The 15,013-nt window shown below is 75.8% G+C and carries 13 protein-coding genes and 1 rRNA gene; 13 read left to right on the forward strand and 1 reads right to left on the reverse strand.

Annotation, left to right across the window (positions count from 1 at the left end):
• The first annotated feature begins 134 nt into the window (after window positions 1-134).
• From pheS to BMZ33_RS12900, 3 genes are read left to right on the forward strand one after another with little or no spacing between them, the layout of a single operon-like run.
• Window positions 135-1,217: a phenylalanine--tRNA ligase subunit alpha gene (pheS, locus tag BMZ33_RS12890; RefSeq protein WP_091110819.1), complete on the forward strand. Its 1,083-nt coding sequence runs from the start codon at window positions 135-137 to the stop codon at window positions 1,215-1,217.
• Window positions 1,218-3,683, forward strand: a complete 2,466-nt coding sequence (pheT, locus tag BMZ33_RS12895; protein ID WP_091110822.1) for a phenylalanine--tRNA ligase subunit beta — start codon at window positions 1,218-1,220, stop codon at window positions 3,681-3,683.
• Window positions 3,680-4,495, forward strand: a complete 816-nt coding sequence (locus tag BMZ33_RS12900) for an SDR family NAD(P)-dependent oxidoreductase (RefSeq protein WP_091110825.1) — start codon at window positions 3,680-3,682, stop codon at window positions 4,493-4,495. Before pheT ends, BMZ33_RS12900 begins: the two co-directional genes overlap by 4 nt.
• Before the next feature lie 5 nt (window positions 4,496-4,500).
• On the opposite strand, the gene BMZ33_RS12905 is transcribed toward BMZ33_RS12900, so the two are convergent.
• A complete protein-coding gene (locus BMZ33_RS12905) occupies window positions 4,501-5,022 on the reverse strand; it encodes a 3-keto-5-aminohexanoate cleavage protein (RefSeq protein WP_091110827.1) in 522 nt (173 codons plus the stop codon).
• Between the two features lie 202 nt (window positions 5,023-5,224).
• Between BMZ33_RS12905 and argC the strand changes: the two genes are divergently transcribed.
• The 10 genes from argC to BMZ33_RS12955 form a co-directional block, all read left to right on the forward strand.
• Window positions 5,225-6,265 (forward strand): N-acetyl-gamma-glutamyl-phosphate reductase, encoded by a 1,041-nt coding sequence (gene argC, locus BMZ33_RS12910; protein ID WP_169064264.1) that lies wholly within the window; start codon window positions 5,225-5,227, stop codon window positions 6,263-6,265.
• Window positions 6,262-7,413: a bifunctional glutamate N-acetyltransferase/amino-acid acetyltransferase ArgJ gene (gene argJ / locus BMZ33_RS12915; protein ID WP_091110832.1), complete on the forward strand. Its 1,152-nt coding sequence runs from the start codon at window positions 6,262-6,264 to the stop codon at window positions 7,411-7,413. Before argC ends, argJ begins: the two co-directional genes overlap by 4 nt.
• A gap of 8 nt (window positions 7,414-7,421) precedes the next feature.
• Window positions 7,422-8,414, forward strand: a complete 993-nt coding sequence (gene argB, locus BMZ33_RS12920) for an acetylglutamate kinase (RefSeq protein WP_169064265.1) — start codon at window positions 7,422-7,424, stop codon at window positions 8,412-8,414.
• On the forward strand, window positions 8,411-9,592 hold the full coding sequence (locus tag BMZ33_RS12925) for an acetylornithine transaminase (protein WP_091110835.1): 1,182 nt from the start codon (window positions 8,411-8,413) through the stop codon (window positions 9,590-9,592). The genes argB and BMZ33_RS12925 overlap by 4 nt, the downstream gene beginning before the upstream one ends.
• Complete coding sequence (gene argF / locus BMZ33_RS12930; RefSeq protein WP_091110838.1) at window positions 9,589-10,536, forward strand: ornithine carbamoyltransferase; 948 nt, start codon at window positions 9,589-9,591, stop codon at window positions 10,534-10,536. The genes BMZ33_RS12925 and argF overlap by 4 nt, the downstream gene beginning before the upstream one ends.
• Window positions 10,533-11,075 carry an arginine repressor gene (locus BMZ33_RS12935; RefSeq protein WP_091110840.1) on the forward strand — a complete coding sequence of 181 codons (543 nt, stop codon included), beginning with the start codon at window positions 10,533-10,535 and terminating at the stop codon, window positions 11,073-11,075. The genes argF and BMZ33_RS12935 overlap by 4 nt, the downstream gene beginning before the upstream one ends.
• Window positions 11,072-12,520, forward strand: coding sequence for an argininosuccinate lyase (gene argH, locus BMZ33_RS12940; protein WP_091110842.1), 1,449 nt, complete (start codon window positions 11,072-11,074; stop codon window positions 12,518-12,520). Before BMZ33_RS12935 ends, argH begins: the two co-directional genes overlap by 4 nt.
• Before the next feature lie 17 nt (window positions 12,521-12,537).
• Window positions 12,538-13,164, forward strand: a complete 627-nt coding sequence (locus tag BMZ33_RS12945) for a DNA-3-methyladenine glycosylase (RefSeq protein WP_280139216.1) — start codon at window positions 12,538-12,540, stop codon at window positions 13,162-13,164.
• Window positions 13,161-14,438, forward strand: a complete 1,278-nt coding sequence (gene tyrS / locus BMZ33_RS12950) for a tyrosine--tRNA ligase (protein WP_091110845.1) — start codon at window positions 13,161-13,163, stop codon at window positions 14,436-14,438. The genes BMZ33_RS12945 and tyrS overlap by 4 nt, the downstream gene beginning before the upstream one ends.
• A gap of 364 nt (window positions 14,439-14,802) precedes the next feature.
• Window positions 14,803-15,013, forward strand: a 16S ribosomal RNA gene (locus BMZ33_RS12955); the annotation flags it as partial.

The following is a 15,013-nucleotide window of genomic DNA, read 5'->3' on the forward strand; positions in this document are numbered from 1 at the left end:
CGCTCCCTTCGGCACGCGGGGGCCGCCGGACGCGCCGGGACGGTGCCGGTTCCCCCCGAAGGGGCAGGCCCGGACACGGCGGTCCGGAGAACCCGGGGGCGGGCCGGGGCGGGTGCCGGGCAGAATGGCCTCCCGTGTCCGGCGCCAACGACCCCTACGACCCCAAGCAGGTCGCGGCCCTCTCCGCCGAGGCCCTCGACGCCGCGGTGGCCGCGGCGCGCGAGGCCTTCGCGACGGCGGCCGACCTCGAGGCGCTGGCCGCGGTCCGCCCGGCCCACCTCGGCGACCGCGCGCCCGTCTCGCTGGCCCGGCGCGAGCTCGGCGCGCTGCCTCCGGCCGCCCGCGCCGACGCCGGCAAGCGCGTCAACGCCGCCCGGGTCGCGGTCACCGAGGCCTTCGACGCCCGCCGCGCGGAACTGGAGTCCGAGCGCGACGCCCGGGTGCTGGCCGAGGAGCGGGTCGACGTCACCCTGCCGTGGGACCGCAGCCCGCGCGGCGCCCGGCACCCGCTGACCACGTTGCAGGAGCGGATCGCCGACGTGTTCGTCGGCATGGGCTATGAGGTCGCCGACGGCCCGGAGCTCGAGGCCGAGTGGTTCAACTTCGACGCGCTGAACATCGGCCGCGACCACCCGGCGCGCACGATGATGGACACCTTCTTCGTCGCGGGCGGGCGGGATCGGGACGAGGACTCCGGCCTGGTGCTGCGCACGCACACCAGCCCGGTGCAGGCGCGCACCCTGCTGTCCCGCACGCCGCCGGTGTACGTCGTCGCGCCCGGGCGGGTCTACCGCACCGACGAGCTCGACGCGACGCACACCCCGGTGTTCCACCAGGTCGAGGGCCTGGCCGTCGACCGCGGGCTGACGATGGCGCACCTGCGCGGCACCCTGGACCACCTCGCGCGGTCGCTGTTCGGCCCGGAGGCGGTCACCCGCTGGCGGCCGTCGTACTTCCCGTTCACCGAGCCGTCGGCGGAGTTCGACGTCTGGTTCCCCGAGCACCGCGACGGCCCGCGCTGGGTCGAGTGGGGCGGCTGCGGGATGGTCAACCCGCGGGTGCTGGTGGCCTGCGGCGTCGACCCGGAGGAGTACAGCGGCTTCGCCTTCGGCGTCGGCATCGAGCGGGCGCTGCAGTTCCGCTCGGGTGTCGGCGACATGCGCGACATCGTCGAGGGCGACGTCCGGTTCACCGAGGCGTTCGGAGTGGAGCTCTAGATGCGGGTCCCCGTCGGCTGGCTGGCCGAGTACGTCGACGTCCCCGCCGGGACGACGGTCGAGGAGCTCGACACCGCCTTCGTCCGGCTGGGCCTGGAGGTCGAGGAGGTCCACCGCCCGGCCGAGGTCACCGGCCCGCTGGTGGTCGGCCGGGTGCGCGGGATCGAGGAGCTCACCGGCTTCAAGAAGCCCATCCGGTACTGCCGTGTCGACGTCGGCGAGGCCGAGCCCCGCGGCATCGTCTGCGGTGCCAGCAACTTCGCCGTCGGCGACACCGTCGTCGTCGCGCTGCCCGGCGCGGTCCTGCCCGGCGGCTTCGCGATCGCCGCCCGGACGACCTACGACCACGTCTCCGACGGGATGATCTGCTCCGCCCGCGAGCTGGGCACCGGCGAGGACCACACCGGGATCCTGGTGCTCGGGGACGGGTACGAGCCCGGTGCCGACGCGCGCCCGGTCGTGGGCCTCGACGACGTCGTCGTCGAGCTGGCGGTGACCCCCGACCGCGGCTACTGCCTGTCGATGCGGGGGATCGCCCGCGAGATGGGCACCGGCCTCGGCGTCCCGTGGCGCGACCCGGGCGCGGCGGAGGCCCCCGCCTGGTCCGGTGAGCCGGCGTGGGAGGTCACGGTCGCCGACGCCGACCGCTGCGACCGGTTCTCGATGGTCGCCCTCGAGGGCCTGGACCCCGCGGCCCCGAGCCCGTGGTGGATGCGCCGCCGGTTGGCCCAGTCGGGCATCCGGTCGATCTCGCTGGCCGTCGACGTCACCAACTACGTGATGCTCGAGCTCGGCCAGCCGATGCACGCCTTCGACCGCGACGCGGTGCGTGGCCCGATCGTCGTGCGCCGGGCCCGCGAGGGGGAGCGGCTGACGACCCTCGACGGCACCACCCGCACCCTCGACGCCGACGACCTGCTGATCACCGACGACTCCGGCCCCATCGGCCTGGCGGCGGTGATGGGCGGCGCCTCCACCGAGATCGGCGACGGCACGAGCGCCGTGCTGCTCGAGGCGGCCCACTGGGAGCCCACCGGCGTGGCCCGCACCGCGCGCCGGCACCGGCTGCCCAGCGAGGCCGCGAAGCGCTTCGAGCGCGGCGTCGACCCGGAGATGACCGTCGCCGCGCTGGCCCGCGCCGCGCAGCTGCTGGCCGAGTACGGCGGCGCCCGGGTCGCGGGCGCACCGGTCGACGTCGACACCCGCGGCCCCCGCCCGTCGATCGCGCTGGACGCCGGGCGCCCGGGCCGGGTGGCCGGCGTGCCGTACCCGCCGGCGCAGGTGATCGGGCTGCTCGAGGCCGTCGGCTGCGCCGTGGACGCCGACGACGACCGCCTCGCCGTCACCCCGCCGTCCTGGCGGCCCGACCTCACCGACCCGGCCGACCTGGTCGAGGAGGTCGTCCGGCTGGCCGGCTACGACGACGTCCCCTCGGTGCTGCCCACCGCCCCGCCCGGGCGCGGCCTGACCGACACCCAGCGCCGCCGCCGCGCCATCGGCCGCACGCTGGCCGAGGCCGGCCACGTCGAGGCCCCGGCCTACCCCTTCGTCGGGCTGCCGGCCCTCGACGCCCTCGGCCTGCCCGACGACGACCCGCGCCGCGAGGTGCTGCTCGTGCGCAACCCGCTCCGCGAGGAGGAACCGGCGCTGCGCACCACGCTGCTGCCCGGGCTGCTGGCCACGCTGGCCCGCAACCTCGCCCGCGGGCAGCGGGACGTCGCCCTGTTCGAGCACGGGTCGGTGTTCCCCGGCGGGGCGCGCGAGGCCGCGCCGCTGCCCGGCGTCGACGCCCGGCCCGACGACGACACCCTCGCCGCGCTGCTCGGGGCGGTGCCCGACCAGCCCTGGCACGTCGCCGTCGCGCTGACCGGCGCCCGCGAGCCGCGCGGCTGGTGGGGGCCGGGCCGCCCGGCCGGGTGGGCCGACGCCGTCCAGGCCGCCCGGCTGGTCGCCGCGGCCGCCGGCGTGCAGCTGTTCGTCCGCCCCGGCGAGCAGGCGCCCTGGCACCCCGGCCGGTGCGCGGAGCTGGTGGTGGACGACCGGGTCGTCGGGTACGCCGGTGAGCTGCACCCGCGGGTGTGCGCCGCGCTGGACCTGCCGGCCCGCACGTCGGTCATGGAGCTCGACGTCGACGCGCTGCCGCCGGCCGCCGTGCCCGTGGGCCCGCGGATCTCCACGTTCCCGCCGGTCTTCCTCGACCTGGCCTTCGTGGTGCCCGACGAGATCACCGCCGCCCACGTCGAGTCGATGGTGCGCGGGGGAGCGGGCGAGCTGTTCGAGGCGGTCCGCCTCTTCGACGTCTACTCCGGCCCGCCGGTGCCCAGCGGGTCCCGCTCGCTGGCCTGGTCGCTGGTTCTGCGCGCGCCGGACCGGACCCTGACCGCCGACGACGTCGCCCGGGTGCGCGAGGGCATCGTCGCCGTCGTCGAGCTGCAGGGGATCACCCTGCGCAGCGGCGGTGCGTGACGTCCGGACCCGACCTCACCGGCCTCGTCGCGCTCGTCACCGGGGCGTCGGCGGGCATCGGCCGGTACGTCGCCGAGGGGCTGGCGGCGCGCGGCGCCGCGGTGGCCGGGCTGGCCCGGGGCGCCGGCCGGCTGCGCACCGCGATGGACGACGTCGCCGCGGCCACCGGCGCCCGCACGCTGGCGCTGCCCGCCGACGTGACCGACCCGGCCGCGGTCGACGCCGCCGTCGCCGAGGTGGCCCGCGTCCTCGGGCCGGTCGGCCTGCTGGTCAACAACGCGGGCCTGATCGACGCCGCCGAGGTGCCGCTGTGGGAGGCCGACCCCGACCAGTGGTGGGCCGTGGTCGAGAGCCAGGTGCGCGGGCCGTTCCTGCTCGCCCGGGCCGTGCTGCCCGGGATGGTCGCGGCCGGCGGCGGCCGGGTGGTCGACCTCGCCAGCGGCATCAGCACCCGCGCCAACCCGCACTACAGCGCCTACTCCGCCGGCAAGACCGCGCAGGTGCGGATCACCGAGGCGGTCCACCTGGCCGGCTCCGCGCACGGTGTGCGGGCCTTCGACCTGGCGCCGGGTGTGGTCGACACCGCGATGACCCGCGCCATGCCGATGCACACGGGCCGCACCGAGTGGACTCGCCCCCAGGACGTCGTCGACCTGGTGGTGGCCATCGCCGCCGGCGAGCTCGACCAGTGGTCGGGTCGGTTCGTCCGCGCCGGCGTGGACGACCTCGACACGCTGCGGGCCACCACGCCGACCGGGGACGCCCGGCGGCTGCGGCTGGTGCCCTACGGCGACACCGACCCGCTGGGCTGACCGGCTCAGACCGCACCCAGGGAGCGGGCGGCGAGCACCAGCGCGGCGTTGCCCGGCGCGGGGCTCCCGTCGGGCAGCACGAGCGTGCCCTCCAGCCCGATCCGGGTGTCCAGCTCCCATCGCGCCGCGCACCGCAGCGCCGGCCAGGCGCTGCTGGCCTCCCCGTACGGCTGCACCGGCACCCCCGTTCCGGCGCCGTCCTCGTGCCAGTTGACCGAGGCGGTGTCGGGCAGCACCGTCCAGGACCGCACCGCGGCGACCCGCGCCGCCGGGTCGGGCACGGCCCAGGCGCCGGTGGTGACGCCGACCGGCAGGCCCGGCACCGCGGCCCGCACCGCGGTGAGGGCGGCAGCCAGCTCCACGGCGGCGAGCGTGTCGGCGCCCGCGGGGTCCTTGACGTGCAGGTGCACCCCGCCCGCCCCGGCGGCCCGGACGGCGACCGCGTCGACAGCGAGCTGCTGCGGGGTGACCGGCAGTGCCGGGTGCTCGTCGGGACGGCGGGCGCCGTTGAGGCAGCCGTGCAGCACGCGCCCATCCTCGGCCGGGGTGTCGTCCCGAGCGCAGTCGTGCTCTGCCCACAGGTGTAGTCAGAGCACGACTGAGCCCGGGAGTGCTTCCCGGCTCTCTCGTGCTCTGCCCACAGGTGTAGTCAGAGCACCACCGCGCTCAGGGGGACACCAACTGACCCCGCAATGAACGGTCATGCACAGGCATGTATGGTCATGCACTGTGAGCACAGGGCAGACGTGGACGGTCGGGGTCACCGGCGCCACCGGGTACGCCGGGGGTGAGGTGTGCCGGCTGCTGGCCGGGCACCCGAGCCTCCGGCTGGCCGGGGTGCACGCCAACTCGAGCGCCGGCCGACGCCTGGGCGAGCTGCAGCCGCACCTGCTGCCCTACGCCGATCTCGAGGTGCAGCCGAGCGACCCGGGGTTGCTGGCCGGGTACGACGTGGTCGTCCTCGCGCTGCCGCACGGCGAGTCGGCCGCCGTCGCCGCGCAGCTCGCCGACGACACCCTCGTCATCGACTGCGGCGCCGACCACCGGCTCAACGACCCCGCCGCCTGGGCGCGGTGGTACGGCTCCGAGCACGCCGGCACCTGGCCCTACGGCCTGCCCGAGCTCCCCGGCCAGCGCGAGCAGCTGGCCGGCGCCCGCCGGATCGCCGTCCCCGGCTGCTACCCCACGTCGGTCACCCTGGCGCTGGCCCCCGCGCTGGCCGCCGCGCTGGTCGGGCCCGACGTCGTCGTGGTCGCCGCCAGCGGCACCTCCGGGGCGGGGAAGTCCGCCAAGCCGCACCTGCTCGGCAGCGAGGTCATGGGCTCGGTGAGCGTCTACGGCGTCGGCGGGGTGCACCGGCACACGCCGGAGATGGTGCAGAACCTCTCCCGGGCCGCCGGCCGGGACGTGACGGTCAGCTTCACCCCCACGCTGGTGCCGATGAGCCGGGGCATCCTCGCCACCTGCTCGGCGCCGCTGGCGACGGGTGCCGACGAGGCCGCCGTCCGGGGCGCCTACGAGAAGGCCTACGCCGACGAGCCGTTCGTGCACCTGCTGCCCGAGGGCCAGTGGCCGACGACGGCGCAGGTGCTCGGCGCCAACACCGTCGCGCTGCAGCTCGCCGTCGACCCCGACGCCGGCCGGCTGGTGGTCGTCGCCGCGGTCGACAACCTGACCAAGGGCACCGGGGGAGCGGCGGTCCAGTGCGCCAACCTCGCCCTCGGGCTACCCGAGACCACCGGCCTGCCGGTCGTGGGGGTGGCCCCGTGAGCACCACCGCCCCCCGGGGGTTCCGGGCGGCCGGCGTCGCCGCCGGCCTGAAGTCCTCCGGCGCGCCGGACGTCGCGCTGGTCGTCAACGACGGTCCCGGCGACGCCGCGGCCGCCGTCTTCACCACCAACCGCTTCCCGGCCGCGCCGGTGCAGTGGAGCCGGCAGGTGCTCTCCACCGGCCGGGTCCGGGCGGTGGTCCTCAACTCCGGCGGTGCCAACGCCTGCACCGGCCCCGAGGGCTTCGGCGACACCCACGCCACCGCCGAGCACGTGGCGCAGGAGCTCGGCATCGGCGCGATCGACGTCGCCGTCGCCTCCACCGGCCTGATCGGCGTCCGGCTGCCCATGGGGGAGCTGACCGCCGGGGTCACCGCGGCCGCCGGGGAGCTCCGGGCGGACGGCGGGGACGACGCCGCGCGGGCGATCATGACCACCGACAGCGTGCCGAAGACGACGGTGCAGGCCCGCGACGGCTGGACCGTGGGCGGGATGGCCAAGGGTGCCGGCATGCTCGCGCCGAGCCTGGCCACGATGCTCGTCGTCCTCACCACCGATGCGGTGGTGGACGCCGGCACCCTGCAGACGGCGCTCAGGGCGGCCACCGCGGTCAGCTTCGAGCGGGTCGACTCCGACGGCTGCCTGTCCACCAACGACACGGTCCTCGTGCTCGCCTCGGGCGCCAGCGGGGTCACGCCCGGCGCGGAGGAGGTGACCGAGGCCCTCACCGCCGCGGCCACCGACCTGGCGATGCAGCTGCTCGCCGACGCGGAGGGCTCCACCAAGGACATCGCGATCACCGTCCGGGGCGCCGCGACCGTCGAGGACGCGCTCACCGCCGGTCGCGCCTGCGCCCGCAACAACCTGCTCAAGACCGCGCTGTTCGGCAACGACCCGAACTGGGGCCGGGTGCTGGCCGCGATCGGCACCACCGACGCCACCTTCGAGCCCGACCGGGTCGACGTCACCATCAACGGCGTCACCGTCTGCCGCGGCGGCGCGATCGGCGACCCCCGCGAGGGCGTCGACCTCACCGGCCGGGCGATCACCATCGACGTGGACCTCCGGGCCGGCGGCGAGCAGGCGACGATCTGGACCAACGACCTGTCCCTGGCCTACGTGCACGAGAACTCGGCCTACTCGACGTGAGCGGCGACGTGAGCACCCCCCAGGACCCCACCCCGCCCGACGTCGCCGTCGACGAGGTGCCACCGCCGAGGCGGCGGATCGGCACCAGCCGGGTCATGCGCACCCACGACCCCGAGGGTGACGCCCGCCGGATCGCCGTCCTCACCGGGGCGCTGCCGTGGCTCAAGGAGTTCCACGGCAACGTGGTGGTGATCAAGTACGGCGGCCACGCGATGGTCGACGACGAGTGCCGCCGCGCCTTCGCCGACGACATGGTGTTCCTGCGGACCTGCGGCATCCTGCCCGTCGTCGTGCACGGCGGCGGCCCGCAGATCACCGAGATGCTCACCCGGCTGGGCATCGCCAGCGAGTTCCGCGGCGGCCTGAGGGTGACCACCGAGGAGACCATCGAGGTGGTCCGCATGGTGCTCACCGGCCAGGTCACCCCCGAGGTGGTCGGGCTGGTCAACCAGCACGGCCCGCTGGCGGTCGGCCTGTCCGGGGAGGACGGCGGCCTGTTCACCGCCGAGCGCACCGCCGCGGTCGTCGACGGCGCGCCGGTCGACGTCGGCCTGGTCGGTGACGTGGTCGCCGTCGACCCGACGCCGGTGACCGCGCTGCTCGAGCGCGGCAAGATCCCGGTGATCGCCACCGTCGCCCCCGACCGCGACGGCGTGGTGCACAACGTCAACGCCGACACCGCCGCCGCCGCGGTGGCCGTCGCGCTCGGCGCGGTGAAGCTCGTCGTGCTCACCGACGTCGAGGGCCTCTACGCCGACTGGCCCGACCGCGACTCGCTGGTGCAGCAGATCGACGCCGCCGAGCTCGCCGAGATCCTCCCGACGCTCGACGCCGGGATGGTCCCGAAGATGGCCGCCTGCCTGCGGGCGGTCGAGGGCGGGGTGAAGCGGGCGACCGTCGTCGACGGCCGCACGCCGCACGCCCTGCTGCTGGAGATGTTCACCACCGAGGGGACCGGGACGATGGTCGTCCCGGCCGGGGGGAAGGAGCTTCCGTCGTGACGCGTACCGAGGAGCTGGCCACCCGCTGGTCGGCGGTGATGATGGGCAACTACCGGGTGCCCCCGGTCGCGCTCGCCCGCGGGGAGGGTGCCACCGTCTGGGACGTCGACGGCCGCGAGTACACCGACCTGCTCGGCGGCATCGCGACGACGATCCTCGGCCACGCCCACCCGCGGGTGGTCGAGGCGATCACCCGGCAGGCGCAGACCCTCGGGCACGTGTCCAACCTGGCGATGCACGAGCCCGGGCTGACGCTCGCCGAGCGGCTGCTGGAGCTGGCCGGCCGGCCCGGGCGGGTGTTCTTCTGCAACTCCGGCGCCGAGGCCAACGAGGCCGCCTTCAAGATCAGCCGGCTGACCGGGCGCACCGAGGTGGTCACCGCCGAGGGCGCCTTCCACGGCCGGACCATGGGGGCGCTCGCGCTCACCGGCCAGCCGAGCAAGGCCGCCGCGTTCGCCCCGCTGCCCGGCGGCGTCCGGTACGTGCCCTACGGCGACGCCGGCGCGCTGGCCGGCGCGGTGTCCGACCGGACGGCGATGGTGCTGCTCGAGCCGATGCTGGGGGAGGGCGGTGTGCAGCCCCCGCCGCCGGGCTACCTGACCGCGGCGGCGGAGACTGCGCGGGCCGCCGGCGCGCTGTTCGCCGTCGACGAGGTGCAGACCGGCACCGGGCGCACCGGCCACTGGTTCGCCTCCCAGGCCGACGGTCTCCAGCCCGACCTGATCACCATGGCCAAGGCGATCGGCGGCGGGCTGCCGCTGGGCGCCACGCTCGCCTTCGGCGACGCCGCCGAGCTGATGACCGCCGGCTCGCACGGCTCCACCTTCGGCGGCAACCCGATCGCCGCCGCGGCCGCGCTCGCCGTCCTCGACACCATCCGCGACGAGGGACTGCTCGAGCGGGCCAAGGAGCTCGAGCACCGGTTCACCGCCGGCATCGAGGGCCTCGGCCACCCGGCGGTGTCCGGCGTCCGCGGGCGCGGCGCGCTGCTCGGCGTCGTCCTCACCGCCCCGGTCGCGGCGGCGCTGGAGGTCGCGCTGCGCGAGGCCGGCTTCCTCGCCAACGCCGTGGCCCCCGACGTGCTGCGGCTGGCCCCCTCGCTGGTCCTCACCGACGCGCAGGTCGACGCCTTCGTCGCCGCGCTGCCCGCGGCCCTCGACGCGGCGGGACAGCCGTGACCCGCCACCTCCTGCGCGACGACGACCTGTCGCCCGCGGAGCAGGCCGAGGTGCTCGCGCTGGCCGCGGAGCTCAAGCGCACCCGGCACACCGAGGCCGCGCCCACCCCGCTGCGCGCCCCGGGCGGCGTGCCCCGGGCGGTGGCGGTGCTGTTCGACAAGCCCTCCACCCGCACCCGCGTGTCCTTCACCGTCGGCGTCGCCGAGCTCGGCGGTCACCCGCTGGTGGTCGACGCCGGCACCAGCCAGCTCGGCCGCGGCGAGCCGGTGGAGGACACCACCCGGGTGCTCGACCGGCAGGTCGCCGCGATCGTCTGGCGCACCTTCGGCCAGGAGCGCATCGAGGCGATGGCGGCGGTCAGCCGGGTGCCGGTGGTCAACGCGCTCACCGACGAGTTCCACCCCTGCCAGATCCTCGCCGACCTGCAGACCGTGGCCGAGCGCAGGGGCTCGCTGCCCGGCCGGTCGCTGAGCTACCTCGGCGACGGCGCCAACAACATGGCGCACTCCTACCTGCTGGGCGGGGCGACCGCCGGCATGCACGTGCGGATCGGCTCGCCGGAGGAGTTCCAGCCCGACCCGGCGGTGCTCAAGCGCGCGGCGGAGATCGCCGCGGAGACCGGCGGCTCGGTGCTGTGGACCGCCGACGCCGCGGCCGCCGCCGACGGCGCGGACGTGCTGGTGACCGACACCTGGGTGTCGATGGGGCAGGAGGAGGAGTACGACGCCCGCGTCGCCCCGTTCCTGCCCTACGCCCTGGACGACGCCGCACTCGCCCGCGCCGCCGACGACGCCGTCGTCCTGCACTGCCTGCCGGCCTACCGCGGCAAGGAGATCGCCGCCTCGGTGATCGACGGGCCGCAGAGCGCGGTGTGGGACGAGGCGGAGAACCGCCTGCACGCGCAGAAGGCCCTGCTCACCTGGCTGCTGGAGCGATCGGGGTGACGACGGCGCTGACCCGCTCGGCGCGCCAGGCCCGCATCCGCGAGCTGATCGCGGCGCAGCCGATCACCTCGCAGACCCAGCTCGCCGCGCTGCTGGCCGCGTCGGGCATCGAGGTCACCCAGGCCACGCTCTCGCGCGACCTCGAGGAGCTCGGCGCGGTCAAGCTGCGCGGGTCCGACGGCGCCCCGGCGTCCTACGTGCTGCCGCCGGAGAACGCCCCGCTGCGCCCGGCCCAGGCCGCGCCGGCCCGGCTCACCCGGCTGCTGTCCGACCTGCTCACCAGCGCCGAGGGCAGCGCCAACCTCGCCGTCGTCCGCACCCCGCCCGGTGCGGCCCAGTTCCTCGCCTCCGCCCTCGACAAGGTGGGCCTGCCCGACGTCCTGGGCACCATCGCCGGCGACGACACCCTCCTGGTCGTCTCCCGGCAGCCCGACGGCGGCGCCGTGCTGGCCGACCGCCTGCGCGCGCTGGCCTCCCGCAGCACGCCGGCCGACCCCCCGGCCGCCACCTCCGGCGCCGTGGGGGAGAGTGCACCGTGACCTCGGAGACCTCCCCGGCCCCGTCCTCGACCCGGCTCTGGGGCGGCCGCTTCGGCGGCGGCCCCTCACCCGCGATGGCGGCCCTGTCGAAGTCCACCGACGTCGACTGGCGGCTGGCGCCCTACGACCTGGCCGGCTCGCGCGCGCACGCCCGGGTGCTGCACCGCGCCGGCCTGCTCGCCGACGACGAGCTCGAGCAGATGGTGCGGGCGCTGACCGAGCTGTCGGCGGAGGTGGCGGCGGGCACCTTCGCCCCGGTCGAGTCCGACGAGGACGTGCACGAGGCCCTCGAGCGCGGTCTCACCGAGAAGCTGGGCACCCTCGGCGGCAAGCTGCGCGCCGGCCGCAGCCGCAACGACCAGGTGGCCACCGACCTGCGGCTCTACCTGCGGCACAACGTCCGGGCGCTGGTCGGCGAGCTGGCGTCGCTGGAGTACGCGCTCCTGGGCCTGGCCGAGCGCTACCTCGACGTCCCCGCGCCCGGCATGACCCACCTGCAGCACGCCCAGCCGGTGCTCGTCGCCCACCAGCTGCTCGCCCACGCCCACGCCTTCGCCCGCGACGTCGACCGCCTCCTCGACTGGGACCGCCGCGCCGCCGTCAGCCCGCTCGGCTCCGGCGCGCTGGCCGGCTCCTCGCTGCCGCTGGACCCCGACGCCGTCGCCGCCGAGCTCGGCTTCGACCGGGCCGCGGAGAACTCGATCGACGCGGTCAGTGACCGCGACTTCGCCGCGGAGTTCTGCTTCTGCGCGGCGATGGTGGGCGTGCACCTGTCCCGGCTGGGGGAGGAGGTCGTGCTCTGGACGTCGACCGAGTTCGCCTGGGCCCGCCTCGACGACGCCTGGGCCACCGGGTCGTCGATCATGCCGCAGAAGAAGAACCCCGACATCGCCGAGCTGGCGCGCGGCAAGTCCGGCCGGTTCGTCGGCAACCTCACCGGCCTGCTCACGATGCTCAAGGGCCTGCCGCTGGCCTACGACCGGGACCTGCAGGAGGACAAGGAGCCGGTCTTCGACTCCCTCGAGCAGTTGCTGCTCCTGCTGCCCGCCGTCACCGGGATGGTCGCCACGCTGACCCTGCGCCCGGAGGTGCTCGAGGCCGCCGCGCCGCAGGGCTTCGCGCTGGCCACCGACGTCGCCGAGTGGCTGGTGCGCAACGGCGTCCCGTTCCGCTCGGCGCACGAGATCGCCGGCAGCATGGTCGCCGTCTGCGAGGAGGCCGGCCTCGAGCTGGACGAGCTCGACGACGAGCAGCTGGCCGGCATCGACGAGCGGCTCACCCCCGAGGTGCGCTCGGTGCTGTCGGTGCGCGGCGCGCTGGCCGCCCGCAGCACCCGCGGGGGGACGGCGCCCGAGCGGGTCGCCGGCCAGCTGTCCGCGCTGCGGGAGGTCGCCGCGGCGCACGGGCGCTGGGCGGCCGACTCGCCCGTGGCGGCCGCGCTCTGAGCACCCCCGGCAGGCTGCTGACGCCGGAGGAGCTGCTCGGCCCGGTCGACGTCGTCGCGCCGGCGCTGCTCGGCTGCTGGGTGGTCACCGACCGGCCCGAGGGCACCGTCGCCGTCCGGCTCACCGAGGTCGAGGCGTACTCGGGCGAGGGGAGTGACCCCGCGGCGCACTCGCACCGCGGCCCGACCCCGCGGGCGGCGATCATGTTCGGCCCGCCGGGGCGGCTCTACGTCTACTTCAGCTACGGCGTGCACTGGTGCGCCAACGTCGTCGTCGGTCCCGAGGGCACCGGCTCGGCGGTGCTGCTGCGCGCCGGGGAGGTGGCGGTGGGGGAGGACCTGGCCCGTGCCCGCCGTCCCGCCGCCAAGGCCACCCGCGACCTTGCCCGCGGCCCGGCCCGGCTCGCCGCGGCGCTCGGCATCGGGCCGGGCGACCTCGGCACCGACCTGCTCGACCCGGCCGCGCCGGTCCGGCTGCAGGCCGGGGACCCGCCCGACGGCGTCTCCGCGGGCCCGCGGGTCGGGATCACCAAGGCCACCGAGCTGCCCTGGCGGTTCTGGGAGACCGGCGCGCCGTCGGTGAGCCCCTTCCGCCCGGGTGGTCCGCGCCGCCGCCGCCCCGCCGGGCAGGATGGTGCCCCGTGACCGACGTCCTCTCCGAGCTGCACCGCCGGGGGCTCATCGCCCAGTCCACCGACGAGGACGCGCTGCGCGCCGCGCTCGCCGAGGGGCCGGTCACGTACTACTGCGGCTTCGACCCCACCGCGCCGAGCCTGCACGTGGGCCACCTGGTGCAGTTCATGGTCCTGCGCGCGCTGCAGCGGGCCGGGCACCGGCCGGTCGTGCTCGTCGGCGGCGCCACCGGGCTGATCGGCGACCCGCGGCCGACCGCGGAGCGGCAGCTCAACGACCGGTCGACGGTGGCCGGCTGGGTCGAGAGCATCCGCCGCCAGGTGGCGCCCTTCCTCGGCCTGCCCGCCGAGCGCGACGGCCTGGCGAGGCCGGTCTACGTCGACAACCTGACCTGGACCGAGCCGCTGTCGGCGATCGACTTCCTGCGCGACCTGGGCAAGCACTTCCGGGTCGGCCGGATGCTGGCGAAGGAGGCGGTGTCGGCCCGGCTGAACTCCGAGGCCGGCATCAGCTACACCGAGTTCAGCTACCAGATCCTCCAGGCCCACGACTACCTGCAGCTGCACCGCCGCCACGGCGTGACGCTGCAGACCGGCGGCTCGGACCAGTGGGGCAACCTCACCGCCGGCATCGACCTGGTCCGCCGGGTCGAGGGCGCGACCGTGCACGCGGTGTCGACGCAGCTGGTGACCAAGTCCGACGGGCAGAAGTTCGGCAAGAGCGAGGGCGGCACCGTCTGGCTCGACCCGCAGCTCACCTCGCCCTACGCCTTCTACCAGTTCTGGCTCAACGCCGACGACGCCGACGCCCGCACCTGGCTGCCCCTGTACTCCGAGCGCCCCGCCGAGGAGGTCGCGGCGCTGGTGGCCGAGAGCGAGGAGCGCCCGGCCTCCCGCGCGGCGCAGCGGGCCCTCGCCGAGGAGCTGACCCTCCTGGTGCACGGACCCGACGAGCTCCGCCAGGCCGAGGCCGCCGGCCGGGCGCTGTTCGGCCGCGAGGACCTCGGCGCCCTCGGCGCCGACACCCTCGGGGCCGCGCTCCGGGAGGCCGGGAGCGTCACCGTCGACGGGGGGACGCCGACCGTCGCGCAGCTGCTCCAGCAGACGGGGCTCGCCTCGAGCCTGTCCGACGCCCGCCGCACCGTGAGGGAGGGCGGGGTGTACCTGAACAACGAGCGCGTGACCGACGCCGACGCGGTGCCGGGGGAGGACGCCTGGCTGCCCGGTGGGTGGCTGGTGCTGCGCCGGGGCAAGCGCGCCGTCGCCGGGGTGCACCGGGCCGGCTGAGTGCGCCCCGGCGCGTGTCCGCCAGGAGACGCGCCGGTTCCGAGACGGTGTCGACGGTCACGGACCGACCGGTTTGACACCGGTCCGACAGGCACGTAACTTCATCTCTGCGCGCCGCACGGCCCGGGAGGGCCGGCGGGGAGGACCCAGCAGGGAACACCCGGTGCGGGCGCAGGGTTGGACAACAAGCCACCGAGGACACCCGAGAGGGTCGAGTCGGTGTGCGTCCGCTCCTTGAGAACTCAACAGCGTGCCGAAAGTCAGTGCCAAGTAGTACCCCGTCCGCATCCTGTGGGGTGTGGAGGGTTCCTTTGGTTGATTGATCGAGATCTGTCAGGTCTCGGTTCTTCGCCTGGTTCAAGCATCTACGGAGAGTTTGATCCTGGCTCAGGACGAACGCTGGCGGCGTGCTTAACACATGCAAGTCGAACGCTGAACCCTGCTTGCGGGGGGATGAGTGGCGAACGGGTGAGTAACACGTGGGCAACCTGCCCCCGGCTCTGGGATAACTCCAAGAAATTGGGGCTAATACCGGATGTTCACCGGCTGCCGCATGGTGGTGGGTGGAAAGGGTT

This window comes from Geodermatophilus dictyosporus, assembly GCF_900115505.1.
In the GTDB taxonomy this organism is placed as follows: Bacteria; Actinomycetota; Actinomycetes; order Mycobacteriales; family Geodermatophilaceae; genus Geodermatophilus; species Geodermatophilus dictyosporus.

Coding starts and splice junctions, on each gene's coding strand:
- pheT (WP_091110822.1), top strand. CDS start 1,218: ATGCGGGTCCCCGTCGGCTGGCTGGCCGAGTACGTCGACGTCCCCGCC.